The sequence below is a fragment of the Devosia sp. genome (genome assembly GCF_028290625.1).
Classification (GTDB): Bacteria; Pseudomonadota; Alphaproteobacteria; order Rhizobiales; family Devosiaceae; genus Devosia.
Genome location: NZ_JAQGJM010000043.1, coordinates 1 through 25,096, shown reverse-complemented (window position 1 = coordinate 25,096; position 25,096 = coordinate 1). Strand labels below are relative to the sequence as shown.

Here is a 25,096-nt window from a genome sequence, read left to right as displayed (position 1 = left end):
CCACGCCGATTTCGCTGACGCCCCGATTGAAGGTCGCCACCAGGTTATTGACGCTGGAGGCCAGCGCATTGAGCTCTGGATCGGGAAATTCGACCTCCACCTGGCGAGAGAAATCGCCGGCGATCGCCGCGTCCACCACCACGCCGAAGGCATTCTGCAATTCGCTCATCATCGCCTGGCGATTGGCCTGGTCGGCGATGATGCGGGCGGCTTCCGCCTCGGTCATCTGACTGACCCGCAACCCGTTCTCGCGGAACACTTCCACGGCGCGGGCCATGCTGCCCACCTCGTTGCCCTTGTCGATATAGGGCACGACGGTCGCGAAATCGCCCACCGAAATCTGCTCCATCGCCTTGGCCAGCCGGGGGATCGGCTTGGTGATCAGGCGCGACAGCAGCAGCCCCAGCGCGGCCAGCACCACGACGACACCGCCGCCGACGATCAGGATCAGGTTCAGCACTTCATTGGCGGTGGCATTGACCGCGGCCATCGGAATGCCCGCGAAGATCGCCCCGGCGGTTTCGCCATTATCGCTGATCATCGGCTGGTAGCCGCCGAAATATGGCGTGCCCGCAATGGTGACCTGGCCGAAAAATTGCTTGCCTTCCATCAGAGCCGCATAGGCCGGATCGTCTTTCCCGATGACCAGGTCGGCCACGCGCTCGCCGCTCGACGCCACCAAACTGGTGGTCCGGCCCAAAAAGGTGCCGCTTGGCTTGTCGAATTCGAAGACCGTCGCATCGCTCTTGGTGGCGCGGGTGATGGAATCGATGACCTTGGTGTCATCGAACGGCATCAGACCCCAGATGACGAAGGATTCTATGTTCCCCGTCTCGGTCCAGGCGACGGTAGAGCCGATCATGGCCCGCTCGAGAAAGGTGACGGCGACGCCGATATTGGCTTCCAGCTGCGCCTTGCTATCCTGCAGCGAGGCCTGATGCAGATTGTAATAGATGACTGCCGAAACGGTCCCGATCGAACCGACGATGGTGCACAGCACCAGTGCCGCGATCGCGGTCGTCATCTTCATATTGCCAAAAAAACGCCAAATCCACTGCATGAAATACCCCAAAACTAACCAGCTGACCCGGCCACTCGAGTCGACTGTTTGGTATGGGACGCTACGCGACAGCGATTAAGCAAACGTTGTCCATAACGGCATTGTGGTACCCGTCATGGCCACTATGCGTTTGCCTCAAAACTCGCTCCAGTCCTTATCCACCGCCGCATTGCCGTGGCTGAGATACGACCGCGTCATGCTCTTGAGCTTGTCTTGCAGGCCGCGAGCGCCCTGCGCCACCGCTTTCAACGGCGCAGTCTGCACGGGCTTCGGCTTGGCCCGACCGGTTTCCGACAACGCGAAGATATCGACGATGCGATCCAGCTCGCTGGCCTGCGCCTCGGTCTGTTCGATGGCGGCGTTGATTTCCTCGACCAGCGCGGCATTGTGCTGGGTCATTTCGTCCATGGTGCGAACGGCGGTATTGACCTCGTCGATCGAGGACGCCTGCTCGCGGCTTTCCTTGGCAATGCTGCTCATCAGCTCATTGGACGAGCGCGCCGCACTCAGCATGGATTCAAGCTTGGTGGCCGCGTCGCTCACCAGCTTGCTGCCGCCCTTGACCTCGTTGGCCGACTGCTCGATCAAGACCTTTACATCCGCAGATGCACTGGCCGCCGATTGCGCCAGGCGACGGACCTCGACGGCCACCACCGCAAAGCCCTTGCCGGCATCGCCGGCACGAGCCGCTTCCACCGAGGCGTTCAGCGCCAACAGGTTGGTCTGGAAGGCAATATCGTCGATCAATCCGATAATGTTGGAGATTTTGCCTGAGCTCTGAGTGATGCGCTCCATCGCCTCGGTGGCCTGGTGCATCACCTGCCCGCCCTCTTCGGCCGTCCTGGTGACAGTGGAGGCCACGTCGCTGGCGCCGCGTGCCCGCTCGGCATTCTGCATCACCGTAGAGGCGAGCTGCTCCATCGCCGCCGAGGTCTCTTCGATCGTTGCCGCCTGCTTGGTGGTGCGTTCGCTGAGGTCATTGGCTCCTGACAGGATTTCGCCGGTCGCGGTCTTGAGCGCGCCGGAGGTTTCGCGCAATTGCCCGACAATATCGGTCAGTTTGTCGGCCACCGCATTGGTATCGTGCTTGAGTTGGGCGAAGGCGCCCTGATAATCGCCCTCCATGCGCTGGGTCAGGTCGGTATTGGCCAGCGAGGCCAGCACTTCCCCGGTTTCGCCCAGGCCACGATCCACCGTCTCGACCAGGTTGTTGACCGAGCGCGCCAGCGTATTGAGTTCGTCGTCGGGGAATTCGGCATCCACGCGCTTGCTGAAATCGCCCGCGATGGCGGCATCCACCACCGCGCCGAAGGCGCGCTGCAGGGTCTGCATCATCACCGCGCGATCGGCTTGGCTGCGGATGATCTGGGCGGCTTCCGCCTCGGTCATCTGCGCCACTTTGAGGCCGTTTTCGCGGAACACTTCCACGGCCCGCGCCATCGCACCAAGCTCGTCGCGGCCATCGGCGCCACGCACTTCGACCGTCAGATCGCCTTGCGCCAGGGCTTCCATGGTGCCGGTCAGGCGGCTGATCGGCCGGCTGACCGAGCGCGCGAACAGGAACGACAACACCGTGGCCGCCAGCAGCAGCGCCACGCCGATCGCCAGCATGGCATTACCCATCTGCACCACCGGCGCCATCACCTCGGACGTGTTCTGGATCGCCGCGACTACCAGGTTCACCCCATGCACGCTGGTGGGCACCGCCATGACCGAGGTCTCGGCGCCGCGGAAATTGGCAATGCCACTCGCCTCGCTACCGGCTAGCGCCGCCTCGAAGGTCGGATCGCCCTTGACCGAGGACACCAGCACGTCGCTCGCCATCGAGAATTTCGACTGCGTGCGCATCAGCCCGTCAGCGCCGACGATGATGACCTCGCCGGTCTCGCCCAGCCCCTTGATGGCCGACACCCGCGCCGTCAGCGCGGGCGCCAGGATTTCCAGCGCCATGACGCCGACCACCGCATCGGCCTTGTAAATCGGCATCGCCATGAAACTGGCCGCCTGGCCGCCAATGGGCGCATATTGGGCAAAGTCCACAAAGGTCGCGGTGCCCAGCGGCAGGGCCTGCGCTGCGGTAACGGCCTTGGCCAGTCCGGTTGCCGCCAGCGCACTATCGCTGACGAAATTGAGCGCGAAATCGGGGTTCTTGGCGGTCGAATAGACCAGGTCGCCGGCAAGATCGAACAGGAACACGTCGCTATAGCCGCGCTCCAGCATCAACGAGCGGAAGCCGGGATGGAAGCGCTTGTGCTGGGTGTCGTAGCTGGCGGCCAGCCCGCCCGACGTATCGGCCAGCCAGCGTTCGGACTGGTTTGGATTGTCGGTGACATAGGCCTTCTGGAACTGCGCCGACGCCTTGTCGCCCAGCCCGCTTTTCATCTCGTTATACGAGCGCGTCAGGTTCTCCAGCGCTGCCACCGTATCGGCGCGCTGCGTGAACAGGCGCAGGTCGCCCTCCACCATGGCGAAATAATCCGCGACCCTGGTGGTGGCGCTGGCGAGCGACGCCTGCATCGCCTGCTGGCGCTGCTCCTGCACCGTCGACTGGCTGATCATGTAACCGGCAATGCCGATGCCGACACCCACCGCCATCGCCATGCCCACCAGAGCCAATGGCAGCTTCTGGGAAATCTTGAGGCGCGACAAAAAGGCCATGCAATAGCTCCAGCTCTTACGGCAGGTCTCAGCGCGTTCGAATATTTTCGATTGCAGAAAACACCGCAAATCTGCGGTGCTCCGGGCGCTGCGGCCTTCCCCCTCCGAAAGTCGGACTCGACTTGAATGGAAACGATACAGGACGCTGATTAATGCCTTGTTACGGATAAATCCGGATAGGCCGGCAATGCAAAAGGCCGCCCCGAGGGACGGCCTTTGCACGACAGTGGAAGGTGAGCCGGGGCCTTAAGACAGGGCGCCGATCACAGCTTCGATACGCTTCTTCATCGTCGACAGGTCGAACGGCTTGATGATGTAATTGTTGACGCCGAAGGAGATGGCTTCCTTGACCTGTTCCTTGTCGGAACGGCCGGTCGCCATGATGAACGGCATTGCCTGGGTGCGCGGATGCTTGCGGATCACCTTGAGCAGGGTCAGCCCGTCGATGTCTTCCATGTTCCAATCGGAAATGATCAGGTCGACATTGGCTTTTTCGAGCTTGCCGAGCGCGTCGCGCCCGCTCTTGGCCTCGATGATGTCTTTGAAACCCAGCTGGGTCAGGATGTATTTACAAATCCCGCGCATCGACTGCTGGTCGTCGACGATCAATACACTGACAGCGCTTGCCTTCGGCATTGTTCATTCCACCTTCTAAGCGTGGGACTTCTGTCCCTTCGTCGTCACACTAGGCAACAAGCGTTACAAATCTCTCAACCGGCACGTCGCATTGCAACGGGGTTGCGATTATGCGGCGTTCTTAAGCCGCACCAAAGCGTTAGCCAATCGTGCGGCAATCGCCTCAAGCGGCGCCTGCTCAACCACCGCGCCTTCTTCGAAGGCCACGCGCGGCATGCCGTAAACCAGCGAGCTGGCCTGGTTCTGCCCCACCGTATAGGCGCCGGCATCGCGCATCAGCTTGAGCCCGCGCGCGCCGTCGCGGCCCATGCCGGTCAGGATCGCCCCGACCGCCATATGTCCCACGGCCTTGGCCACCGACTCGAACAGCACGTCGACGCTGGGGCGATGCCCGCTGGCCAGTTCGTCCTGCGCCAGGCGGCACTTGAGCTGGCCCGAACTGCGCTCGACGCGCAGGTGATAATCGCCGCGCGCCACATAGGCGTGACCGGGCAGCAGCGGCATACGGTCTTCGGCTTCCACAACCTTGATCTCGCACAATTCGTCCAGCCGCGCCGCGAAGCGGCTGGTGAAGCCGGGCGGCATATGCTGGGCAATCACGATGGGCGGACAATCGGTGGGCATGTTGACCAGCACCGCACGAACCGCCTCGACCCCGCCGGTCGACGCGCCAATGGCGATCAGGGCACCGTCCGGCGCTGCCGCCGTGCGCACCGCAACCTTGGGTGCATCGGCCCGGTTGGCGCGGCCCTTGACGTCCGACCGCGCCGCGGCGCGGATCTTGTCGCGCAGGCCCGAACCGAAGGCTTCCAGCCCACCCGTCAGGTCGGCGCTTGGCTTGGCGACGAAATCGACGGCGCCCAGTTCGAGCGCCAGCAGCGTTTCGCTGGCCCCCTTCTTGGTCAGCGTCGACACCATCACCACCGGCGTCGGGCGCAGCCGCATCAGCTTTTCGAGGAATTGCAGCCCGTTCATATTGGGCATTTCGATGTCGAGCGTCACCACATCGGGGTTGAGAATTTTGATCTTCTCGCGCGCCTCGATGGGATCGTTAGCGGTGCCCACCACGACGATATCCTCGTCGCGCGTCAGCATGCGCGTCAACACTTCCCGGATAAGGGCCGAATCATCAACGACCAGGACCTTGATACTCATGCGGCTTCTCGCTTGTTCGCTTTTAGTCGTGATTGATAAATGGTCTTGCCGACGAGCCTGAAGCCCTCGCCGCCCGAGCCGAGGTTTTCGGAGTGCCCGATATAAAGGAAGGCTTCGGGGGCCAGCAGGCTGGCGAACCGGCCGAACATCTGCCCCTGGGTCGCCTTGTCGAAATAGATCGCCACGTTGCGGCAGAAGATGGCGTCGAATGGCCCCTTCATGGGCCAGGCCTGGATCAGGTTCAGCGGCTTGAACGACACCAGTTCGCGCACCGCATCGGGCACCTGGATCTGGCCGTCGCCGATCTTGTCGATCAGCCGCATCCGCTCCGGCGTCAGCCCCGACAATTCGCTTTCCGGATAGACCCCGCGCGCCGCCTTGGCGATCACGGCGGTGTCGATATCGGTGCCCAATATCTTGAAATCCCAGCGCTTGAGCTCGGGAAACGCCGCCAGCAGGTCCATGCCCACCGTATAGGGCTCCTGCCCGGTCGAGCAGGCCGCCGACCAGATGCGCAGCCGTGTGCCGCGCGGCTTCTGCGCGATCAGCGAAGCGACATGCTGGCGCAAATGCTCGAAATGGTGATCCTCGCGGTAGAACCGCGTCAGGTTCGTGGTCAGCGCATTGACGAAGTTCTGCCCGTCCGTCGGCGAGGCGCCACGCTCCAGGTAATCCACATAGGCGTCAAACCCCGCCAACCCCAGCGCGCGCACGATCTTGGACAGTCGCGAGACCACGAGCGTGCGCTTGGCATCGCTGAGCGAAATCCCCGCGACTTCGTAGACGCGCGTCTTGATCCGCGAAAACTCGCGTTCGCTTAAGGGAATCTCTCCCGCATCCATGCCAACCACCCCATCTGCGACCCAGACGATTGGAGTGGTCTAGGCAGCGGAACTGAGCCCGCGAGGAACCGCCCGCAGGGGTCTCCCCGCCGACGTATCGCTGACCACTTCCATCCGCCCGGTAAGGCGCTTCAGCGCCTCCCCACTTTCGTCCAGTGTCGCCACGATAGTGTCCGCTTCATCACTTAGATTGCGTAAATGTTCTTCCACTTCTGCAATCATTTTTTGCAGTGATTGGGCTTCGTCCACGCCGGTCGCAGTTTGGGCGCGGCCGCGACTGACCACGGCACGGATATCCTTGGCGCTTTTATTGGTCATTTGCGCCAGCATGCGCACTTCTTCGGCGACCACCGCGAAGCCCGCGCCCTTTTCACCTGCCCGCGCCGCTTCGACCGCAGCATTGAGCGCTAATAGATTGGTGCGGAACGAAACTTCCTCGATCGCCGCCATCATGGTGTCGATCTCGCGGGTCATGCCGTCGATATCGGTGACCACCGCGCAAGTGCGCCGCGCCGCCAGATCCGCCGCATTGACCAGATCGCGCGCCTGGTGCCCGCTGTCGCGCATCTGCCGCGCTTCGACATCGCCGCGCTGCAGCACCACATTGGTGGCAGTTGCATCGGCACGGGTCTGGGCCGCGACGCTGGTCAGATGAGCCGCCTGGTTCTGGAACCGGTCGACCAGTTGCGCCACCGCCTTGAGCTTTTTCTCCAGCCCCTGGCGCAATTCGGCCTCTTCGTCCAATTGTCCTTCCACCGCCACCAGCAAGTCGGCCAGGCCGATGACCTGCCGCCGGAACGGGCTATGGGCGACCTTGGCGACCTCGGCATCGCCCGCCAACAACCGATCCAGTTCATTGGCGCCGGCATCGACCGCCCCAATGGCGGTGTTGAGGGACGCCAGCGCCGGATTACGCTTGAGCGTTTCCTCGCTAAAACGGAATGAGGTCTGCCCCGCCGCCAGTGCGCCCGCAAAGCCCTCGAGGTCGTCATCGGCGATGAAGCAGCCGACCGGCTGCAATTCGAGCACGAAGCGTGTCGCCCCGATCGCGAGCCGCTGCAATTGGTAGCGCGCGCCGCCCAGCGTCAGCATGGCGGTTTCGGGCACCGGGCCCGCCAATTCGCCGACGCCCGGCAGGACATCGAGCTGCGCGCCGTCAACCGCCTGCGGCGCAAGCGCCACCATGCCGCGGCTGGCCGCCAGGATCATGCCCGCTTCATCGACCAGCAGCACCGGCTGCTGCATTGCCGCAATGCTGGTCATGACCTGTTGGGTCCGTTCGGCCTGCGCATCCAGTTGCGCCACGATCGAGGTGATGGAGAAAATTTCGCCCTTCTCGTCGCTCAGGCCCGCCGCCTGCGCGACGGAGCGCAGGATGGCCTGGTGATCGCGGTCGAATTGCTGGCCCAGCGACAGGGTGCACGCCACCGCCATCGCCACCACGCCGCCGATCAGGATAAGGGAGCTCGCACTGATGCCCATTGCCAGCATCAGTCCGCCGGCCAGGAACATGACAACGAGCCATAAACTGGTGGCGATCAGCGCTAGGCGCATGTGCAGCATGGCAGGCAGATTCCGCAAATCAGAAGGATACGAACACCCCAAATTCGTAGCGCATCAATGGTTAACCAAATCTATAGAGCGCACCCTCGGGCTAACACTCAGCTAACTTTGATTGACGAGGTGTTACCAAAAAAAGCATCCGCCGAGGCTGCCCAGCCCCATGGCTGTGCCAGAACGGGAAAGCTGAGGTGCTGACGACTTTCTAAACCAGCACGCACCGGGCCCGATCGAAATTCGGCTCAGGCTGAGTCGAAAATGCTGGTTCGCGAGAACCGGACCGCAGCGTACCTTTGTACGTGAGGACCGGAAGCGCAGAGAGAACCAGCATTTGCAGACCAGCCTCAGCCGAATAGCGATCGGGTCCTCAGAAGAGTTCGATGTCGTCGTGCACAGGCACCACCACGGCGCGGCGGCTGGCGATCGCGACTTCTTCGCGGGCCACCGTGGCGCCGGCATCGCTGTCCAGCCGCTTGACGAAGGCGCGTCCCGAATGCGGCTTGAATAGCACGCGGCGGGCATAGCTGCCCCCGAGGTCTTCGCTGGCCACCGGATAGCCTTCGGCAGCCAGGAATTCGCGCACGAACTCGATATTCTTGGCCCCGACATCGTCGAGCGCGGCATTGATCTTGCCGCCGCCGAACACTTTTATTTCGAGGTTGGACTTCTTGCCCGTGCCCTGGCTCAGCACCTTGTTGATGAGCTGTTCCATGGCGAAAGCGCCGTAGCGCGCCGAGGCGCCGTAGCGGTCCTTGGACGAGCCGGACTGCTCGGCTAGCAGGAAGTGGTTCATCCCGCCCACATTGGCGGCACGGTCGCGCACGCAGGCCGAGATGCAGGATCCCAGCACGGTCGAAAAAGTCAGATCGGCGGCATTCGAGATGTGACAATCACCTTGATGGACCGTGGTGACGACCCCACGGTCGAATTCGGGTGGCAGAGAATTGGCCGTTGCCATTTAAAACTATCGACTCCAACGCCTAAGCCCGGCCCGAAAAGTGCACGCACTTGACGAATAAACCGTTGGTTCCACCAAGAATCAGCACCGGGAGCATTCTGGCGAACCTCCCAGGCGCTAATTTCATGATCCTACGAGCAAACTCGTTATTCAATCGCTAACCACAACGACGAAGCTTTACGCTCAACATTGCCGCAGCAAGAAGAGCTTTAGAAATGGCGCGGTAGGGTCCTGCATCGGGGGCTAGGAATTGACTGATGTCACTACATAAACTTGCGCGGGAATTAGACGAGACCGCGCGCCAGACCGCGGGCATGGTCGAAGGCATCAGTGAGGCGCTGGATATCCTGGCCGACACCAACCTCAATCGCGAGCAGGCGGTGCGTGACGCCATCAGCATCATCGTCACGGCCCTGCAGGGTCAGGATCGGATCGAGCAGCGCTGCCACAATATGGCATTGGCGGTTCGCCAGTTCGCGCTGCTGCCTCCCACCTCCCCTGATTCGGTCTATGACGAAATCTGGTCCAGCCTGACACTGGACGAATTGCGGGTCCCCGCCCTCTCCGGCATCGCCGCCCATTCCAGCCATGGCGAAGCCGAACTGTTCTAGCTCTCTTCTCCCCACCGCATTCAGTCGACCCAGCGCCGCCCGGCGCTTTTTGCGTTTCCGTGCTCGCAATCAGGCTTTGACGTCCCCGCCCCTCAGCCATGGTGATCTGCAGGTCTCACATGCGCGTGTAGCTGGACCCGATACACCAGATATTAAGGTTAATGGCCCGATAATGGCTGTGTTGGGAACGACTTACGCCGCGCCCTTGGGCTGACCAGGTTCAAGCCAGCAGCGTCGTAACGGGATTTTGGTTGCGGTGTTTGGACAAGTGACCGCCTCGCATCGCAACTTCTGGCGCAAAACGACCAGATTTACTGAAACACGAGTGTGGACACTACTTCCTCAGGTGAATTCAGATCCACTCGCGGATGAATTCGAAAAGTGAGTTTCTAATAGAATGCGTCTTATTATTGGTATTATTGTCATTTTTGCGAGCGTCTTGGGCGGCTATACCATGATGGGTGGCAAGGTCCTGGTACTGTTCCAGCCCTATGAATTTCTGGTCATCCTGGGCGCGGCCGCGGGGGCTTTCGTCATCGGCAATACTGGGCCGGTGCTCAAGCAGTGCCTCGGCATTTTCAGCACCCTGTTCAAGGGTCCGAAATATAACAAGGAAGCCTACATCGAACTGCTCGGGCTGCAGTTCAGCCTGTTCAAGCTGGTGCAGGCCAAGGGCATCCTGGCGCTCGAGCCGCATATCGAAAGCCCCGATACCTCGACCATCTTCGCGAAATTTCCCAAGTTCGCCGCCAATCACCACGCCGTCGAATTCACCTGCGACTACCTGCGCATGGTGACGCTGGGCTCCAACAACGTCCACGAAATGGACGCCCTGATGGATGAGGAACTCGAAACCCACCACCAGGAAAACGAGCGCGTCGTCGCCGCCATCCAGGCTTTGGCCGACGGCACCCCGGCGCTGGGCATCGTGGCCGCCGTTCTGGGCGTGATCAACACCATGGGCTCGATCAGCGAACCGCCCGCCGTGCTTGGCCACATGATTGGCGGCGCCCTCGTGGGTACCTTCTTCGGCGTGTTCATCGCCTATGGGTTTTTCGGCCCGATGGCCCAGTCGCTCAAGAATATCTATGAGTCCGAAGCCAAGTACCTGATGTCGCTGAAGGTGGGCCTCTTGGCCCATATTTCCGGCCAGGTGCCCGTCATGGCCATCGAATTCGCCCGCAAGGGCCTGATGTCGGAAGTTCGTCCGACCTTCGCCGAAATCGATCAGGCCACCGCCGATCTGACGGCAGCCAATTAAGCCACAGGGCTCCAGGAAAGCATAAGCGTCATGGCCGATTACAATCAGCCGATCATCATCAAGAAGATCAAGAAGAACCGGCACGTCCATCACGGCGGCGCCTGGAAGATCGCCTATGCGGACTTCGTGACCGCCATGATGGCCTTCTTCCTGCTGCTCTGGCTGATCAGCATGACCTCGGACGAGCAGAAAAAAGGCCTGGCCGATTATTTCGCCCCCACCAGCGTCAGCGCCTCCACCAGCGGCGCCGGCGGCATCATGGGCGGAAATTCGCTCGACGATACCGGCTCGCAACGCTCCGGCTCGGCCATCGCCGTCGGCGATCCGGCGACCTCTCCGCCCAGCACCACGACAGGCTCGCAGGAATCCCAGATCGAGTCCAAGGATGGCTTTACGGCGGGCGTGAACAGCGCCGAAGGCTCTTCGCAGCCCGATCTCAAATCCACCTATGACAAGAATTTCCACGCCGCCGCCGCCAGCATCCGCCAGGCCTGGCAGGCCCTGCCCAACATCACCGACATCGCCGACAATCTGCTGATCGAGGAAACCAAGGACGGGCTGAACATCCAGATCGTCGACCAGGACGGCGACCCGATGTTCCCCGAAGGCTCCAAATATCCCTACGAGACCACCCGCCAGGCCATCGCCGCCATCGCGCCGGTCCTGCAGCAGCTCCCCAACCAGATCAATATCTCGGGCCACACCGCCGCCGGCACCACCTACACCAATCCGCGCTACGGCTCGTGGGAGCTCTCCAGCGACCGCGCCAATACTGTGCGCTCCATCCTGGGCGAGTTCGGGCTGAACCAGGACCACATCCACTCGGTGATCGGCCGCTCGACCACCGACCCGTTCTTCAACAACGACCCCTACATGGCCGCCAACGAACGCATTGAAATCACGGTGCTGTATGAAGCGCCGCCGGTGCCGCCTGAGATGGAACCGTAGACAAAGCCGAATGTCTCAAGTGGCTCTCTCCCGGTATCGAGAGGGAGCCCTGCTCCTTGCGAGCAAAAGCTAACGAAGCGTTAGCTATCTTCCCCGGCTCCCGGCTTGAATGCCCTACAGGCCTGTGCCTGAATGCCTCGGCGAAGGAGGATTTCATGCGCATCACTGCAATGATTACAGTATTCGCCGCACTGTGTGCTGCTTCCCCGGCCTGGGCCGACGAGGTGCCGGCCGACATCCTTGGCCACTGGGCCCTCGACGGACAGTGCGACAAGGCCGACAAATCCATCCACATCGACGCCACCACTTTGGCTTTCGGGGCCCAAAAGGGCGACGCCGTCGAGTTCATGACCGACGATAGCCCCGCCGGCAACGGCGCCATCCACTGGAGCGAAGAAGGCGTCGTCGACAACTTCGAGTTCGACACCGCCAGCGGCACGCTCCTGCATAACACCGAGGGCTACGGCATGGGCCTCGCTCCAGAAGTCTACAAGCGCTGCAAGGCCTGAGGGTCCAAGTCAGCGGTAGGCACAGCCGACCTGTTTCAAGTGGCTCTCCCCCGACACTGGAATGTGGCCGATTGCGAACTGGCAGCTTTGGCGATTAACCGACCAAAGCTGCCGTCCACGCCGTTGTGGACCGGGGCCGCTTTCGACCCCATTGCTGTCAGCCGAGGCGAACGCACGAATTGCCAAAAAGCGGACATCCGGGAGACGGGGACGACTAGGCGTCGCCCGTTCATCCTCCAGACATGTGGCATCCTCGATATAGGCACCATTCAATGGAGCCCCAGCTATGCGCCTCGCACTCACCCTCAGCCTTTGCGCCCTTCTCGCGGTCAGCCCGGTGCTCGCCGACCCGTCCACCAATGCAGCGACTGGATTTTCCGTCGTCGCACCCGCCGCAGATACCTGTGGCTGGTCGGCACAGATGGAAGAAGACGAGGGGGGCCCGGTCATGGTCGCGTCGTCGTGCGAAAGCGATACGGAATCCGGTGCGGCGTTTCGCCTGTACTGCGGCAACATCCGATACAACGGGAATGGCTTAGGGATGGATGCCAACCCGCCTGCATCAAGCACCTTGGTACTGACCTCAGGTGGGAAAAGCCTTACCGCAGACGTCCTCTTTGAGGAAATGGACGGGGCCTTTGCCGCCTATGTGGAATTGGGCGGTCCTATCGTCTCATTGTTGAAAACTGGCAATGAGGTCCGTGTGACACTCAAGGGAACGGATCTGCCATCCCGAATGGTATCGCTCAAGGGCAGCACTGCCGCCATCGATAAGCTTATCGACGCCTGCAAATAAAACAGCGCCGGGATTCCCCCCGACTGTCGTCTTTGTCTTTAGTGGACGGTGAGATTGGTGGTCGGAGGGCGCGAACGCCTCTGCCGACGATCTGCAGAAGTCCATCGGCAGGGCGCTGGCGGCCGGACAGGAGCGCTGGACAAGCTGCCCTTAAGCTGGCCGGCTGATTTTAAGGTTGCTGGTGTTCGTGCTTTTCTTCAGCTTTGTGGCCGTTGGCTCACAAAGCCGCCGGTCGGATTTCCACCCCAAAGACGCCGGCCCGCCGCCGACCCATCTCGGCCATTTACAGCTGAGACGTCACTCCCAACGCCGCCGTCCACCCGGCCCCGTCGCGTTCTGCACACGACTACGCTCTCGATCGTCCTTAGTTCCCACTTAAGCTTGACCCCTCGATCACATGGGGGGCACTAGATCGCCTTCGTCAACGAGAGAGCTAGTCACGCTGCATTCATCCGCTGCGCGCTAGCGTTGTGGCGACCGATTTCAGAATAGACCCATGCCCCGCACCAAGATCGCCTTTGTAGCTGTCGCTCACCTCGCCTTCGTCCTCCCCGCCGGTGCCACCGAATGCGCCATGGAACGCGCGACCTATGTCGCGCCGCGTTCGGGCGCAGTGCTGCAGTTTCTACCACTGCCCGCCCACGCTTCGCCGATGGACAACAATATCTTCACCCTCACCTTCCCCGGAGCATCCGAACTGCTGACGGGGGATGTCGCTTGGACGAATGGACGCCGCACCATTCCCTACATGGCCGTTCGCCACGCCTGCAACCAGGATGATATCGACATGGAACGCCGAGATGGCAGTGGCCTTTGTCGTCTCTGGGACGGCAGTGTCTACGCCCTCGCAGGTGGTAATGCCGACTGGATACCTGCGGCGACCGACCCCGCCCCCGAAGGTCTGCTTCTCCCCGATTTCGGCGATGCGCTGATCCAGTGGCCCGGCTATTATAGTGTCACTGATCGCTACGCCTGGGACGCGTTCAAGCTCATCGGCTGCGCTAAATGAAGAGGGGAGCGTCACCTTCGCTCCTCTCTCCGCAACGAGGAACAAGGTCATTCGTTGAACGTGAACGTTACTGGTTCGCGAACATCGGCTCCCTGGTGCAATCACGCGACGCCGTGTTCAAATACTGCCTTGAAACAAGCGCGTACGCATCGCTGCCTAGGGTGTTTGCCGCTGAGTGTCGGTGTGTTCCCTGCCATCTTCTATAAGGCCACGTCCATGGCTGAGCTTCTGCCGGAGCAATTGTTCGAACCGTCGCGGCGGCCTTTCAGAGACTGCCCACCGGTACCGCGATAAAGCGGCGGTCGAGACCTTCGAAACCCTGGGTATAGATCGAGACCATCGCAATCGGATCGCCCTCGCTCTCGAGCGGATAGATGATGCTGTAGAGAGAATAGGACAGCGCGCAACCGCGAGAAGCCGGAAGCGGCTGTTCATCAGCATCACGATGGATTTCGCGCGTAGTGCTCGAAGTGTTATCGGCAAGCGTCAGCACGAAACCCTGATAGGGGCCGTCGGCCGATTCGGTGCATGTCGCGGAATTTTCGGCGTCGAGCTGATCCAGTGTCAGAGTATAGTTGTACTGGATGCCGGCGTAGAACGGCTGGCCAAAATGGATGACCTTTCCGTCGACAGGCAGATCATTCGGGCCTAGCACGCCGTCGCCATTCAGTGCGGCGATGACCACAGGATTGCTGATACCGTATTGAGCCAGCATGGGTTGAGCCGATCGCAACGCGGTTGCTCTGATGTCCGCCAGACTCTGGGGCCCGTCTTCGTCGGCCTGAACAGAAAACGGAACGCCGTCCAGCCACTTATCCTTGGTCAGATCGATGACAAAGACGTCGGAATAGAAGCCGCCGGAGCCGTCAAGGATACCGTATTGCTCGTAGGCGAAGTATCGGCCGTCCTCGGAGAAGCCAATGTAATCGGCTTGGGCCCGATCGCCCGCAAGGGCCGGCATGGCCCCGAGAAATACGGATAGCGCGATCAGCCACGCATGGAGCCCAAGACGGCAGAGGTTCCGCGGCGTATGCGTCATGTAGTGCATCATATCGTCATCCTTGCAACACCGCGGGCGGGTGGAGGCGAGCGTTACAATGCACTTTGGAAGCTGAACGAGACCTGACCGCCAGCATTCCCTACGCCCTCCGATATTGCTGAAGCCGATATCCAAGCCATTCTGATCGGGACTGCAAGTAACGTATCGAGAGGAATTTGACCTGAGACTGGATGACGCCCGCCAACGGCACGGCAAGAGGCCTGCTTATCGCTTCACACTCCCGAAAGCCATCGGTCCGCTACCCACCCCCTTGTGGCCGTGGTGGCTTTCGGCGTCAACGGCCGCATGTGGGAATGGACGCAGCAAGATAGCGGCCTGCCCCTTGCATAGCGCAATCCATGCGCTATACTGAACTACATGGTTCAGTATTATCAATCTCGCTTCGATACGTCGTTCGCCGCACTTTCAGATGCCACCAGACGTGGCGTTTTGGAACAGCTCGGGCGCGCGGACGCGTCGATCTCGGACCTTGCCGAGAAGTTCCACATGACCCTCACGGGCATGAAGAAGCATGTCAGCGTCCTGGAGCTGGCGGGGCTGGTCACGACTGAGAAAGTCGGGCGCGTGCGCACCTGCAGGCTCGGCCTGAGCCGGCTGGAGGCGGAAGCAGAATGGATCGAGAGATATCGCCAGCTTTGGGACGCACGCTTCGACGAGCTGGACAAGATTGTCGAAGAACTTAACCGGCAAGAACTTAGCCGGCAGGAACTTACCCGACAAGAACTCACCCGAAAGGAGAAAATCGATGGACACGAGGAATGAGGGCGGGACGACCCTGGTGACCGGCCGCACGGATATGGAACGGACGTCCGAGCGTGAGCTGGTCGTGACGCGAACCTTTAACGGCCCTGCACGCGTCGTGTTCGAGGCCTGGACCAGGCCCGAGCTGTTCATGCGGTGGTGGGCCCCAAAGTCGATCGGAGTGCCCCTGCTGTCCTGTGAGATGGACGTTCGAACCGGCGGCACATACCGTCTCGAGTTCGGCAAGGATGCCGAAAACACCTGGGCTTTCTTCGGCAAATACCTCGAAGTAGTACCGAATGCGCGCCTGGTCTGGACCAATGACGAGGGTGAGGACGGCGCCATCACCACCGTGACCTTCGAGGAACAGGACGGCAAGACCCGGCTGGTCGTGCACGATCTCTACCCCTCAAAGGACGCTCTCGACGAGGCGATGACCTCCGGCGCCCCGGGTGGATTCGACGAGCAGTTCGGGCAGCTGGACGCGTTGCTGGCCACCCTGGGCGCCTGACCGGCTGGCCGCAGCCGTTACCGGACAGCCCAAAACAAAAAAGGGCGCCCTCGGGCGCCCTTCGCAAAACTCAGATTAGCTTAGGCCGAGGCGAAAATGGTGGTTCTCGAGAACCGGACCGGAGCGTACTTTGGTACGTAGGACCGGAAGCGTAGAGAACCGGCATTTGCAGCATCAGCTGATGGCGATGGTCCGATTAATTATCCATCCGTGCGCCGCTGACCACGGCATGCAGATCGATCAATCCGACCATGCGGCTATCATGGGTGACGATGCCGTTGAGCAATTCGGTATCGATCGAATTGCCCTCGGGGACATTGTGGATGTCGTCGCGCGACACCGTCAGAATGTCGGACACCGCATCGACCAGGATGCCGACCCACTTGTCGCCGACACTCATCACCACCACGACGTGGTTCTTGGTCGGCGTGGTCTGGCCATCGCCGAAGCGGGCGCGCAGATCGAAGATCGGCACGATGGTGCCACGCAGGTTGATCACCCCGCGCACGAATTCACGGGTATTGGGCAGAGGCGTCGCCCCGTTCCACGCGCGAATTTCGCGCACCGTGGTGATTTCCACCCCATAGGTCTGCTCGCCGATCGAAAATGCGATCAGTTGCAGCGAATTCTGGGCGGCAGCAGCCGACTTGTCGTTGAGATCGTCTCTCAAGCCGAGGGCTTCCATTGTCTTCTGGCCTTTCCGCCGCCCGTTCTAGGCGGCACGTTACGCATTTACTGGTAAAATTTACGCGGCGTTCTTGTGGATGATCGAGGTCTTGAGGCTCTGCACGTCCACGATCAGCGCGACATTGCCGTCGCCCAGGATCGTGCCGCCCGCAATGCCTTCGACCCGTTCGAAATTTTCTTCCAGCGATTTGATCACCACCTGCTGCTGGCCGATGATGTCATCGACGATCAGCGCCACCTTGGCCGATCCTTCGGCCTCGCACAGCACCACGAAGCGGCTTTCGGGTTCCGTCGTCGTGGTCATCGCGAAGCGCTGTGCCAGGTCGATCACCTGCACATATTCGCCACGCACCTGCAGCACCTGGCCACCGCTCGGCACCCGCTCGAAATTGGCGCGCGAACATTGAATGGTTTCCACGATCGACGAGAGCGGCACCACGTAGGGGCTGTCGCCGACCTTGACCAGCATCACGTCCAGCACCGCCAGCGTCAGCGGCAGGCGCAGCGTCATGCGGGTGCCGCGTCCGGTCTGCGAGCGGACATGCACGGAGCCGCCGATCTTCTTGATATTGGAGAGCACCACGTCCATGCCGACGCCGCGACCGGAGAGATCGCTTACCGCCTCGGCGGTGGAGAACCCCGGGGCGAAAATCAGCTGATCGATCTGCTCGTCGGTCGGCGTGATATCGGGGGCAACGATGCCCTTGTCGCGCGCCACCTGCAGCACGCGATCGCGATTGATGCCGGCGCCATCGTCCTCGACGATGATCAAGATATTGCCGCCCGCCTGTTCGGCCGAAAGCCGAATGGTGCCGGTTTCCGGCTTGCCCTTGGCCAGGCGCTTTTCCGGGCTCTCGATGCCATGGTCGGCCGAATTGCGGATCATGTGGGTCAGCGGATCGCTGAGCTGCTCGATCACCGTCTTGTCGATTTCGGTGTTTTCGCCGACGGTTTCCAGCTTGATCTTCTTGCCGGTCTTCAGCCCCAATTCGCGCACCAGGCGCGGCATGCGGGAGAATACCGATTTGACCGGTTGCGCACGGATCGCCATCACGGAGTCCTGCAGGCCGCGTGTCGTCTGCGCCAGAACTTCGAGGCCCCGCACCAGTTCGGTGTAGCGCGTGCGCAGCGTCTCATCCATCTGCTGGGTCAGCATCGACTGCGTGATGACCAGCTCGCCCACCATGTTGACCACGCGGTCGACCTTGTCGAGATCGACGCGGATCGACTGCACGCCGAGGCTGCGGCGCTCGCCTTCTTCGCCGGGCGCCGTGTCGGGAGCAGCGGCTGGCGCGATCACCACCTTGGGAGCCAGCGGCACCTTGGCCACCGGCGCCGGCTTGATGCTGTCGGCGATATCGGCAAAACTCAGGCCCGGCGCGTCTTCGACCTTGGCCTCGACAACCGCTACTGCGACCGGAGCAATTTCGGCTTTCTCAGCTTTAACCTTGACGGGAGCGGCGGGCGGCTCGATGTCGAAGTCGAGCAGATGCGCCACTTCGTCGTCAGCCAGCTCGAGCAGGTTGATCGGCGCAACTGCGGGTGCCGGCGGCGCCTCGTGATGCACCAGCGCTGCCTTGACCTCGGCGGTTGGCGGAGTGCCGACGCCAAGCTGGGCAATCGCGATATCGCAATCGCCTTCGACAAACTCGAACACTTCGCGGATCATCGCCTCGGTCAGCGATTCCGACACCAGCGTGATTTCCCAGGAGCAATAGACCGCGAACGGCTCGAAATCGCTCAGCGGCGGAATCTCTTCCAGCACCGCCTTGGTGGTCATCTCGCCCAGCACCGCCAGTTCGCGGAACAGCAGCAGCGGATCGTTGGCGCGGGCATAGAGTGCGCGGTGCGGGGTGAAATGCACTTCCCAATGGCCGCTTTCGCCTTCCATCGGCAGGGCGTCGAAAGTGTCGGGGATTTCGGGGAAATCGTCGTCATTGCCGCCGATATTAACCATGACGGGCACGAATTCGAGGTCGAATTCCTCGTCCGGCTCGCCCGCAGCGTCATCCTCGCTGGCAGCGTCACCGCGCGCCAGGGCGTCGAAGCGGTTCTTCTCGTCCATGCCGTAATCGGCCGGTAGCGCCTCGCCCGAACGGGCGGCGGCCACGTGATCGGTGACGATGTCATTGGCGCGAATGCAGAGCGTCACGACCTCGTCGGTCAGCTCGATCCGGCCGTCGCGCACATAATCCAGCAGGGTCTCGTAGGCGTGGGCGAACCCCACCAGTGCCGAAAAGCCGAAGGCCCCGGCGCCGCCCTTGACCGAATGGATGGCGCGGAACACCGCGTTCAGCCGATCGGCGTCGCGCTCACCCGCCTCGATGGCGATGAACTGTTCCTCGAGCTCGGTCAGCAGTTCCGAGCATTCATCGAAATAGGTAGCTTTGAAATCGTCGAGGTCGCTCATCTGCGCTCGTCCAACCCTTCTGGGTTTTATACTGGTTTAGTGCACTACGCGATGGATGACCGAGATCAGCTTTTCCGGATCAAACGGTTTGACGATCCAGCCCGTGCCGCCCGCGGCCTTGCCCTGGTCGCGCTTGTCCTGGCTGGTTTCGGTCGTCAGAATCAGGATCGGCAGGCTCTGGTGGTTACCGGTAGCGCGCACGTTCTTGATAAATTCGATGCCGTCCATGATCGGCATGTTGATGTCGGTGATCACCACATCCACGGTCTGGGTCTTGAGCACGTCCAGCCCCTGCTGTCCGTCCTCGGCCTGCAGCACCTCGAACCCGGCATTGCTCAGCGTATGATGCAGCATCGCCAGAATGGTTCTCGAATCGTCCACGGTCAGTACGCGCAAGGCAGTCATCCTCTCATCATCCCCATGAAGCTGGATCCCAAACCCAGCCGCTCGATCGCGCCGGTCAGGGCCGCGCTCGGTTTATCAATCGCGAATTCAAAATTGTTTTTGCGGGCGGTTTCCGCCGCGCTGATCAGCATGAACAGGGCATTGGTCGAAATACGTTCGACCCCGGCCGCCGAAACGGTGACCGGTCCTTCCTCGATCGCGTCGATCAGGCCATCGCGAATGCCATCAAGCGAATCGAGATCGACGATTGCCGGCAATGCGACAGTTTTTTTCCCGGCCTTGACCATGATTGGAATGCTGCCCCCACGGAGAAATTCCCCGAGCCACAGTCTCCATTGGAACGGTTTAAGAAGTGCTAAGCATTTTGCAGAAGAAGGGCTTGCCAGCCTCTCCGTGACAAAAGAACGGCTTGCCCGAAGGTCCGCCGCGGTGTTCCCATGCGCTCGTGCCGGTGCTAGGGGAAGACACGCCCCTATGAGACCGCCATCATGACCAGCCAGATCGCCCTCACCGGCATCGCCCGTGACCTTGCCGCCCGCGCCGAAACCGGCAGGCCGATCCGGGTCGGCGTCATTGGTTCAGGCGAAATGGGCACTGATCTCGTCACCCAGATGTCGCTGATGAGGGGCATCGAAATGGCCGCCATCGCCACCCGCCGCCCCCATACGGCGCTCGCCGCCATGAGCATCGCCTATGGGGACGACAGCCACGGCCGCGAGGCCAACACCCCCGCCCAGGCCACCGCCGCCATCGAGGCCGGCAAGATCGCCATCGTTTCCGCCGAAACCCTCGTCACCACACCCAATATCGATGTGGTCATCGACGCCACCGGTAAGCCCGGCGTCGCCGCCGATTACTGCCTCACGGCCATGGAACACGGCAAGCATCTGGTGATGATGAATGTGGAAGCCGACGTCACCATCGGCCCCTATTTGAAGAAGGAAGCCGACCGCCTCGGCGTCATCTATTCGGTCGGCGCCGGGGACGAACCATCCTCCTGCATGGAGCTGATCGAATTCGTCTCGGCGCTGGGCCTGCCCATCGTCGCCGCCGGCAAGGGCAAGAACAATCCGCTCTGGCACGACGCCGTCCCCGACGACTATCGCGAGGAAGCCGCGCGCCGCAACATGAACCCGCGCATGCTGGTCGAGTTCGTCGATGGCAGCAAAACCATGGTCGAAATGTGCGCCATCGCCAATGCCACCGGCCTCGTCCCCGACGTGCCGGGCATGCACGGCCCCAAGGCCGACCGCGACGACATGGCCAAGGTGCTGATCCCCCGCGAAGACGGCGGCATCCTGCACAAGATGGGCGTCGTCGACTATACGGTGGGCAAAGGCGTCGCCCCCGGCGTCTTCGTCATCGTCAAGGCCGAGCATCCCCGCATTATCGAGCGCATGGATGACCTGCATATCGGCCACGGCCCCTATTACAGCTTCTTCCGCCCCTATCATCTGACGAGCCTTGAAGTCCCGCTGACCTGCGCCCGCATCATGCTCTACGGCAGACCCGATATGGTGCCCCTGCCCCAGCCCGTCGCCGAAGTCTGCGCCGTCGCCAAGCGCGATCTCAAGGTGGGCGAGACCTTCGATGCCATCGGCGAGACCTGCTACCGCTCCTACACAATGACCATCGGCGACGCGCGAAAAAACCACGCCATTCCGGTCGGCCTGCTCGAAGGCGGCAAGGTCACCGCCCCGGTCAGCAAAGGCGCCCTGCTCACCACCGCCAACAGCCAGCCCGATACCAGCACAAGGCTGTTCGCCCTGCGCCAGCGTCAGGACCAGATGTTCGGCTTGGTTTAGGCCGATCGCGTCACGCCCTCGTGGTTCGAGGCTCGCTCCGCTCCCACCTCACCATGAGGGCTACTGGTGAGGGCTGCCGGGAGATTGCCGTTCTATCAGCAGCCCTCATGGTGAGGTGCGAGCCCTTCGCGAGCCTCGAACCACAAGGGGCGGGCACACCACCCTTGCATTTCGCCACACACCATCTTAAATCCTGACTAACACATTCAGGATTATGCCATGTCCAGCCTTGCCGATGCCCGCACGCCTCAGCGCGTCCGCCATGAAACCCGGATGCGCCTGCTCGACGTGGTTGGCGTCACAGATATCACCCCGCTGATGCGCCGCATTTCGCTGTCCGGCGATCTGGCGGGCTTCGTCAGCCTTGGCCATGCCGATCACATCAAATGCTTTTTCGGCCAGCCGGGCGCGGCCCCCGTGGTTCCCGTGCTCGGCCCCAATGGCGCCGAATTCCCCGAAGGCCATCCGCGCCCGGAAATGCGCGACTATACCCCGCGTTCTTTCGACGCCGCCGCCAATACGCTCGACATCGACTTCGTGCTGCATGGCGATGGCCCCGCGTCGTCCTGGGCCGCTCAGGCCACCATCGGCCAACAATTGTTGATCGGCGGCCCGCGCGGCTCGATGATCGTGCCCGCTGCCTTCGACTGGTATCTGCTGGCCGGCGACGAAACCGCCCTGCCCGCCATCGGCCGCCGCATCGAGGAACTGCCCGCCGGCGCCAAGGTGCTCGCCGTCATCGAAGTCGACAGCCCCGCCGAGGAGCAAAGCTTCAAGACCGCGACCGATCTGTCAGTGACCTACGTCCACCGCAACGGCCGCCCCGCCGGCACCACCGACCTGCTGCTCACAGCAGTCTCCGCCCTCGATTTCCCACAAGGCGATGCGCATGCCTTCGTGGCCTGCGAAAGCGGCACGAGCAAAGCCCTGCGCCAGCATTTGGTCGAACAGCGCGGCCTCAACCCCGAATGGGTCCGCGCCGCCGGCTATTGGCTACTCGGTGTCGCCGACGCCCACGAACCGCACTAGCGGGGACCGAAATACCAATGAAGGCATAGTGCCCGCGAGCCCCGATCCGCCTCCTCCCCCTTCAGGGGGAGGATTGAGGTGGGGGTTCCTCGGTCGCCGTATTCGCATGCAGACTACGGCCGCAGCGCGATCTTGCCCTTACGCCCCGGCTCGCCACTGGCCTTCACCGCTTCCACAATCTGATCCAGCCCGAACACCGCCTCGATCGGCAACACCAACTCACCCCGCGCCGCCAGCGCCACCACTTCGCCGAACATGCGCCCGATCACTTCCGGCGCCAGGTTCGGCTTCATGCCCCAGAACCCGCGCACCCTGATGCCGCGAAACAGCAATTGCGCCGCGGAGATCTTGAGCGGCCGCAGCGTCATCGCCCCGAAATTGACCAGCTCGGCCCCGTCCGCCGCCACGTCCAGCAATTGCGCCGGCCCGTCGCCACCCAGCGAATCCAGTGCCCTGATGATCGGCGCCCCGCCGGTCAGTGTCCTAACCCGCTCCTGCCAGCCATCGCCCTGCGTCGACACTACATTGGCAATCCCCAGTGCCTCCAGCTCCGCCACCGTCTCGTCGCGCCGCACCAGGCTGATGACATTGATCCCCTGCTCGGCCCCGAAGCGCGACACCAGCTTGCTGACCATGCCATTGCCGGCATTCTGGATGATCCAGTCCCCCGCCGCGATCTTGAGATCGGCCAAAATCATCTTGGCGCTCAGCGGCATCGAGATCAGTTGGCACGCCGTCTCGTCGCTGACGCTATCGGGCACCGGCACCATCCGTGCCGCATCGACCAGATAGAATTCGGCCCAAGTCTGGCTCCCGCCCCCGGCAACGCGCTGGCCAACGCTCAGATTGCTCACGCCCTCGCCAAGCGCCTCGACCACGCCCACGGCTTCCGTCCCCGGCACCGCCGGCAGCGCCGGCTTGACGCCGTATTCCCCCGCGACGGTCATCAGGTCGTGGTTGTGGATCGGCGATAGCACCAGCCGCACCAGTGCTTGCCCGGCGCCCGGCACCGGCCTTGGCCGCTCGGTCAAACCCAGCACCCGTTCGGGCACGCCAAAACTCTCGAAAACAACACTGCGCATCGTCAATATCCTGTGGACTCTAAGGTCCACAGATACGCCTGCGCGGCGCCGATTCAAATGCCCTGCGACTATTCGGCAGGTTCGCGCAGCCTTGGATAGACCGCCCGCGGCGGTACGCGATGCATCACCATGGCGACCGCCACGAGGCAGACGCAGCCGGCCAGCAACACTTCGAACAATGTCTGCGGCGCGATCGGGCTGGCAAACACCGCCAGCGGCACCGCCGCCGCGGGTGGATGATTGACCCGCAGCAACAACATAAGCAGCATCACCACGCCAACCGCGATCGCCGCAGCCCATGCGGCATGCGGCAGCAGCACCTGGGCCCCACTCGCCACCACCGCGGCAATGAAATAGCCGCCAAAGATATTGATGGGCTGCGCGGACGAGCTATCCGGATGCGCCGATAACGCCAGCGCCGTCGGTCCCAGCGGAGCCATCAGCAAGGGCAGCCCAGTCCACGCCGCCAAGCCGCCGATCGCCCCTAGCCCCAGCACCGCCCCGCCACTCGATTTGAGATGGCTGCGCCAATTGTGCATCGGATCATGACGAGTGAGATAGCGGCGAAACTGGCGGAACATCGGACCAACACGAAACAGACGCGTGCTCTTAGCAAGATCGGTTCCCGAGATACAGACCCACCATTGCGTGGGCAGGCGAACCCTTGGCAAATCGTTCTGTTGGCTAAACCGAACGCCCATCCAATCGTGGCAATCCCCCCAGCCTCCCCCATGAGGCCTGGCCTCGATCTGATCCCACCCACCGGCCCTTCCCGCGGGCTTGACCCGTGGGCCTCTCGCCAACGCACCGCCGCCAGTGGCTGGCCACCGTGACCCGCGGGTCAAGCCCGCGGGAAGGGCCGGTGTGGGGAGACGTTGGCTCCCAATCCCCTCCCCGCTCACCCCATCAGAGCCATCAAGTTCACCCTCACCCACCGTCATCACCGGCTTGTCCCGGTGATCCATCTCTCTGCCGCCTGCGCCTCGCCTCGGCACAAAGCCACCCCACCCACAGCGTCATACCGGCGTAGGCCGGTACCCATCCCGAGATACAGCCGCAGCCGCAAAGCTGCCGCGAGGCCACCTATCCCACCACGCCCTCGTGGTTCGAGGGTCGCTGCGCTCCCGCCTCACCATGAGGACTACTATTAGCTCAGTGCTCCGGTAGCCCTCATGGTGAGGTGCGAGTTCTTACGAGCCTCGAACCACGAGGGCGTGGCAAGATTTACCCAATTTATCCCCACCCCCAAAACCTCCCGCATACTCCCCCCGATATCTCCACAATGGCTGCGGGTTCGCGACGAACGGCCGTGGGGAGTTTGGTGGGAGGGGAATGCGGTCGCGCGATCCCTGGGCCAGCGCGA

24 protein-coding genes are annotated in these 25,096 nt (G+C 62.2%); 10 read left to right on the top strand and 14 right to left on the bottom strand.

Annotated elements, in window-relative coordinates:
- The 7 genes from JWR51_RS22785 to JWR51_RS22755 all read right to left on the bottom strand — a co-directional run.
- Nucleotides 1-1,024 (bottom strand): cache domain-containing protein (locus tag JWR51_RS22785; RefSeq protein WP_299753219.1); only part of this gene is annotated, 1,024 nt, incomplete at its 3' end.
- Between the two features lie 171 nt (nt 1,025-1,195).
- Nucleotides 1,196-3,718, bottom strand: coding sequence for a methyl-accepting chemotaxis protein (locus JWR51_RS22780; protein WP_299753217.1), 2,523 nt, complete (start codon nt 3,716-3,718; stop codon nt 1,196-1,198).
- A gap of 246 nt (nt 3,719-3,964) precedes the next feature.
- Nucleotides 3,965-4,354 (bottom strand): response regulator, encoded by a 390-nt coding sequence (locus JWR51_RS22775; RefSeq protein ID WP_299733125.1) that lies wholly within the window; start codon nt 4,352-4,354, stop codon nt 3,965-3,967.
- 108 nt (nt 4,355-4,462) lie between these two features.
- A complete protein-coding gene (locus JWR51_RS22770) occupies nt 4,463-5,509 on the bottom strand; it encodes a chemotaxis response regulator protein-glutamate methylesterase (RefSeq protein WP_299753215.1) in 1,047 nt (348 codons plus the stop codon).
- Nucleotides 5,506-6,351, bottom strand: coding sequence for a protein-glutamate O-methyltransferase CheR (locus JWR51_RS22765; RefSeq protein ID WP_299753213.1), 846 nt, complete (start codon nt 6,349-6,351; stop codon nt 5,506-5,508). Before JWR51_RS22765 ends, JWR51_RS22770 begins: the two co-directional genes overlap by 4 nt.
- Before the next feature lie 39 nt (nt 6,352-6,390).
- Nucleotides 6,391-7,914, bottom strand: coding sequence for a methyl-accepting chemotaxis protein (locus tag JWR51_RS22760; protein WP_299753211.1), 1,524 nt, complete (start codon nt 7,912-7,914; stop codon nt 6,391-6,393).
- A gap of 364 nt (nt 7,915-8,278) precedes the next feature.
- Entirely contained in the window at nt 8,279-8,869 is a 591-nt protein-coding gene (locus tag JWR51_RS22755; protein ID WP_299753209.1) for a hypothetical protein, read from the bottom strand.
- Nucleotides 8,870-9,126: 257 nt separating this feature from the next.
- Here JWR51_RS22755 and JWR51_RS22750 point away from each other — a divergent pair, with 257 nt between their 5' ends.
- The 6 genes from JWR51_RS22750 to JWR51_RS22725 all read left to right on the top strand — a co-directional run bounded on the left by JWR51_RS22750 (nt 9,127) and on the right by JWR51_RS22725 (nt 14,003).
- Nucleotides 9,127-9,480, top strand: a complete 354-nt coding sequence (locus tag JWR51_RS22750) for a hypothetical protein (protein WP_299753207.1) — start codon at nt 9,127-9,129, stop codon at nt 9,478-9,480.
- A 397-nt stretch (nt 9,481-9,877) separates the two neighbouring features.
- The gene (gene motA, locus JWR51_RS22745) at nt 9,878-10,741 is read left to right on the top strand and encodes a flagellar motor stator protein MotA (protein ID WP_299753205.1); all 864 of its coding nucleotides are present in this window, start codon (nt 9,878-9,880) and stop codon (nt 10,739-10,741) included.
- A 30-nt stretch (nt 10,742-10,771) separates the two neighbouring features.
- Nucleotides 10,772-11,689, top strand: a complete 918-nt coding sequence (locus tag JWR51_RS22740) for a flagellar motor protein MotB (RefSeq protein ID WP_299753203.1) — start codon at nt 10,772-10,774, stop codon at nt 11,687-11,689.
- Nucleotides 11,690-11,844: 155 nt separating this feature from the next.
- Entirely contained in the window at nt 11,845-12,198 is a 354-nt protein-coding gene (locus JWR51_RS22735; protein WP_299753201.1) for a hypothetical protein, read from the top strand.
- Nucleotides 12,199-12,484: 286 nt separating this feature from the next.
- Complete coding sequence (locus tag JWR51_RS22730; protein WP_299753199.1) at nt 12,485-12,994, top strand: hypothetical protein; 510 nt, start codon at nt 12,485-12,487, stop codon at nt 12,992-12,994.
- Between the two features lie 496 nt (nt 12,995-13,490).
- Nucleotides 13,491-14,003, top strand: coding sequence for a hypothetical protein (locus JWR51_RS22725; protein WP_299753197.1), 513 nt, complete (start codon nt 13,491-13,493; stop codon nt 14,001-14,003).
- A gap of 265 nt (nt 14,004-14,268) precedes the next feature.
- Here the strand turns inward: JWR51_RS22725 and JWR51_RS22720 are convergent, their stop codons facing one another.
- Entirely contained in the window at nt 14,269-15,054 is a 786-nt protein-coding gene (locus tag JWR51_RS22720) for a DUF2259 domain-containing protein (RefSeq protein WP_299753195.1), read from the bottom strand.
- A 366-nt stretch (nt 15,055-15,420) separates the two neighbouring features.
- Here JWR51_RS22720 and JWR51_RS22715 point away from each other — a divergent pair, with 366 nt between their 5' ends.
- The gene (locus JWR51_RS22715) at nt 15,421-15,825 is read left to right on the top strand and encodes a metalloregulator ArsR/SmtB family transcription factor (RefSeq protein WP_299753193.1); all 405 of its coding nucleotides are present in this window, start codon (nt 15,421-15,423) and stop codon (nt 15,823-15,825) included.
- Nucleotides 15,809-16,315 (top strand): SRPBCC family protein, encoded by a 507-nt coding sequence (locus JWR51_RS22710; RefSeq protein WP_299753191.1) that lies wholly within the window; start codon nt 15,809-15,811, stop codon nt 16,313-16,315. The genes JWR51_RS22715 and JWR51_RS22710 overlap by 17 nt, the downstream gene beginning before the upstream one ends.
- 196 nt (nt 16,316-16,511) lie before the next feature.
- Here JWR51_RS22710 and JWR51_RS22705 read toward each other — a convergent pair whose 3' ends face one another.
- The 4 genes from JWR51_RS22705 to JWR51_RS22690 form a co-directional block, all read right to left on the bottom strand.
- Nucleotides 16,512-16,985, bottom strand: a complete 474-nt coding sequence (locus tag JWR51_RS22705; RefSeq protein ID WP_299733158.1) for a chemotaxis protein CheW — start codon at nt 16,983-16,985, stop codon at nt 16,512-16,514.
- A 75-nt stretch (nt 16,986-17,060) separates the two neighbouring features.
- The gene (locus JWR51_RS22700) at nt 17,061-19,412 is read right to left on the bottom strand and encodes a chemotaxis protein CheA (RefSeq protein WP_299753189.1); all 2,352 of its coding nucleotides are present in this window, start codon (nt 19,410-19,412) and stop codon (nt 17,061-17,063) included.
- Nucleotides 19,413-19,448: 36 nt separating this feature from the next.
- Nucleotides 19,449-19,817: a response regulator gene (locus JWR51_RS22695; protein ID WP_299733164.1), complete on the bottom strand. Its 369-nt coding sequence runs from the start codon at nt 19,815-19,817 to the stop codon at nt 19,449-19,451.
- Nucleotides 19,814-20,104, bottom strand: coding sequence for an STAS domain-containing protein (locus tag JWR51_RS22690; RefSeq protein WP_299753187.1), 291 nt, complete (start codon nt 20,102-20,104; stop codon nt 19,814-19,816). Before JWR51_RS22690 ends, JWR51_RS22695 begins: the two co-directional genes overlap by 4 nt.
- A gap of 201 nt (nt 20,105-20,305) precedes the next feature.
- Here JWR51_RS22690 and JWR51_RS22685 point away from each other — a divergent pair, with 201 nt between their 5' ends.
- Together JWR51_RS22685 and JWR51_RS22680 are read left to right on the top strand one after the other, a co-directional pair.
- Nucleotides 20,306-21,622: an NAD(P)H-dependent oxidoreductase gene (locus JWR51_RS22685; RefSeq protein ID WP_299753185.1), complete on the top strand. Its 1,317-nt coding sequence runs from the start codon at nt 20,306-20,308 to the stop codon at nt 21,620-21,622.
- A gap of 219 nt (nt 21,623-21,841) precedes the next feature.
- Nucleotides 21,842-22,651 (top strand): siderophore-interacting protein, encoded by an 810-nt coding sequence (locus tag JWR51_RS22680; RefSeq protein WP_299753183.1) that lies wholly within the window; start codon nt 21,842-21,844, stop codon nt 22,649-22,651.
- A 113-nt stretch (nt 22,652-22,764) separates the two neighbouring features.
- On the opposite strand, the gene JWR51_RS22675 is transcribed toward JWR51_RS22680, so the two are convergent.
- Nucleotides 22,765-23,733 (bottom strand): zinc-binding dehydrogenase, encoded by a 969-nt coding sequence (locus tag JWR51_RS22675; protein ID WP_299753181.1) that lies wholly within the window; start codon nt 23,731-23,733, stop codon nt 22,765-22,767.
- Nucleotides 23,734-23,801: 68 nt separating this feature from the next.
- Nucleotides 23,802-24,314, bottom strand: a complete 513-nt coding sequence (locus tag JWR51_RS22670) for an HPP family protein (RefSeq protein ID WP_299753179.1) — start codon at nt 24,312-24,314, stop codon at nt 23,802-23,804.
- Nucleotides 24,315-25,096 lie beyond the last annotated feature (782 nt).

Coding starts and splice junctions, on each gene's coding strand:
- JWR51_RS22685 (WP_299753185.1), top strand. CDS start 20,306: ATGACCAGCCAGATCGCCCTCACCGGCATCGCCCGTGACCTTGCCGCC.
- JWR51_RS22735 (WP_299753201.1), top strand. CDS start 11,845: ATGCGCATCACTGCAATGATTACAGTATTCGCCGCACTGTGTGCTGCT.
- JWR51_RS22755 (WP_299753209.1), bottom strand. CDS start 8,869: ATGGCAACGGCCAATTCTCTGCCACCCGAATTCGACCGTGGGGTCGTC.
- JWR51_RS22680 (WP_299753183.1), top strand. CDS start 21,842: ATGTCCAGCCTTGCCGATGCCCGCACGCCTCAGCGCGTCCGCCATGAA.
- JWR51_RS22670 (WP_299753179.1), bottom strand. CDS start 24,314: ATGTTCCGCCAGTTTCGCCGCTATCTCACTCGTCATGATCCGATGCAC.
- JWR51_RS22695 (WP_299733164.1), bottom strand. CDS start 19,817: ATGACTGCCTTGCGCGTACTGACCGTGGACGATTCGAGAACCATTCTG.
- JWR51_RS22765 (WP_299753213.1), bottom strand. CDS start 6,351: ATGGATGCGGGAGAGATTCCCTTAAGCGAACGCGAGTTTTCGCGGATC.
- JWR51_RS22780 (WP_299753217.1), bottom strand. CDS start 3,718: ATGGCCTTTTTGTCGCGCCTCAAGATTTCCCAGAAGCTGCCATTGGCT.
- JWR51_RS22725 (WP_299753197.1), top strand. CDS start 13,491: ATGCCCCGCACCAAGATCGCCTTTGTAGCTGTCGCTCACCTCGCCTTC.
- JWR51_RS22750 (WP_299753207.1), top strand. CDS start 9,127: ATGTCACTACATAAACTTGCGCGGGAATTAGACGAGACCGCGCGCCAG.
- JWR51_RS22740 (WP_299753203.1), top strand. CDS start 10,772: ATGGCCGATTACAATCAGCCGATCATCATCAAGAAGATCAAGAAGAAC.
- JWR51_RS22675 (WP_299753181.1), bottom strand. CDS start 23,733: ATGCGCAGTGTTGTTTTCGAGAGTTTTGGCGTGCCCGAACGGGTGCTG.
- motA (WP_299753205.1), top strand. CDS start 9,878: ATGCGTCTTATTATTGGTATTATTGTCATTTTTGCGAGCGTCTTGGGC.
- JWR51_RS22770 (WP_299753215.1), bottom strand. CDS start 5,509: ATGAGTATCAAGGTCCTGGTCGTTGATGATTCGGCCCTTATCCGGGAA.
- JWR51_RS22730 (WP_299753199.1), top strand. CDS start 12,485: ATGCGCCTCGCACTCACCCTCAGCCTTTGCGCCCTTCTCGCGGTCAGC.
- JWR51_RS22710 (WP_299753191.1), top strand. CDS start 15,809: ATGGACACGAGGAATGAGGGCGGGACGACCCTGGTGACCGGCCGCACG.
- JWR51_RS22775 (WP_299733125.1), bottom strand. CDS start 4,354: ATGCCGAAGGCAAGCGCTGTCAGTGTATTGATCGTCGACGACCAGCAG.
- JWR51_RS22760 (WP_299753211.1), bottom strand. CDS start 7,914: ATGCTGCACATGCGCCTAGCGCTGATCGCCACCAGTTTATGGCTCGTT.
- JWR51_RS22720 (WP_299753195.1), bottom strand. CDS start 15,054: ATGATGCACTACATGACGCATACGCCGCGGAACCTCTGCCGTCTTGGG.
- JWR51_RS22715 (WP_299753193.1), top strand. CDS start 15,421: ATGGTTCAGTATTATCAATCTCGCTTCGATACGTCGTTCGCCGCACTT.
- JWR51_RS22700 (WP_299753189.1), bottom strand. CDS start 19,412: ATGAGCGACCTCGACGATTTCAAAGCTACCTATTTCGATGAATGCTCG.
- JWR51_RS22690 (WP_299753187.1), bottom strand. CDS start 20,104: ATGGTCAAGGCCGGGAAAAAAACTGTCGCATTGCCGGCAATCGTCGAT.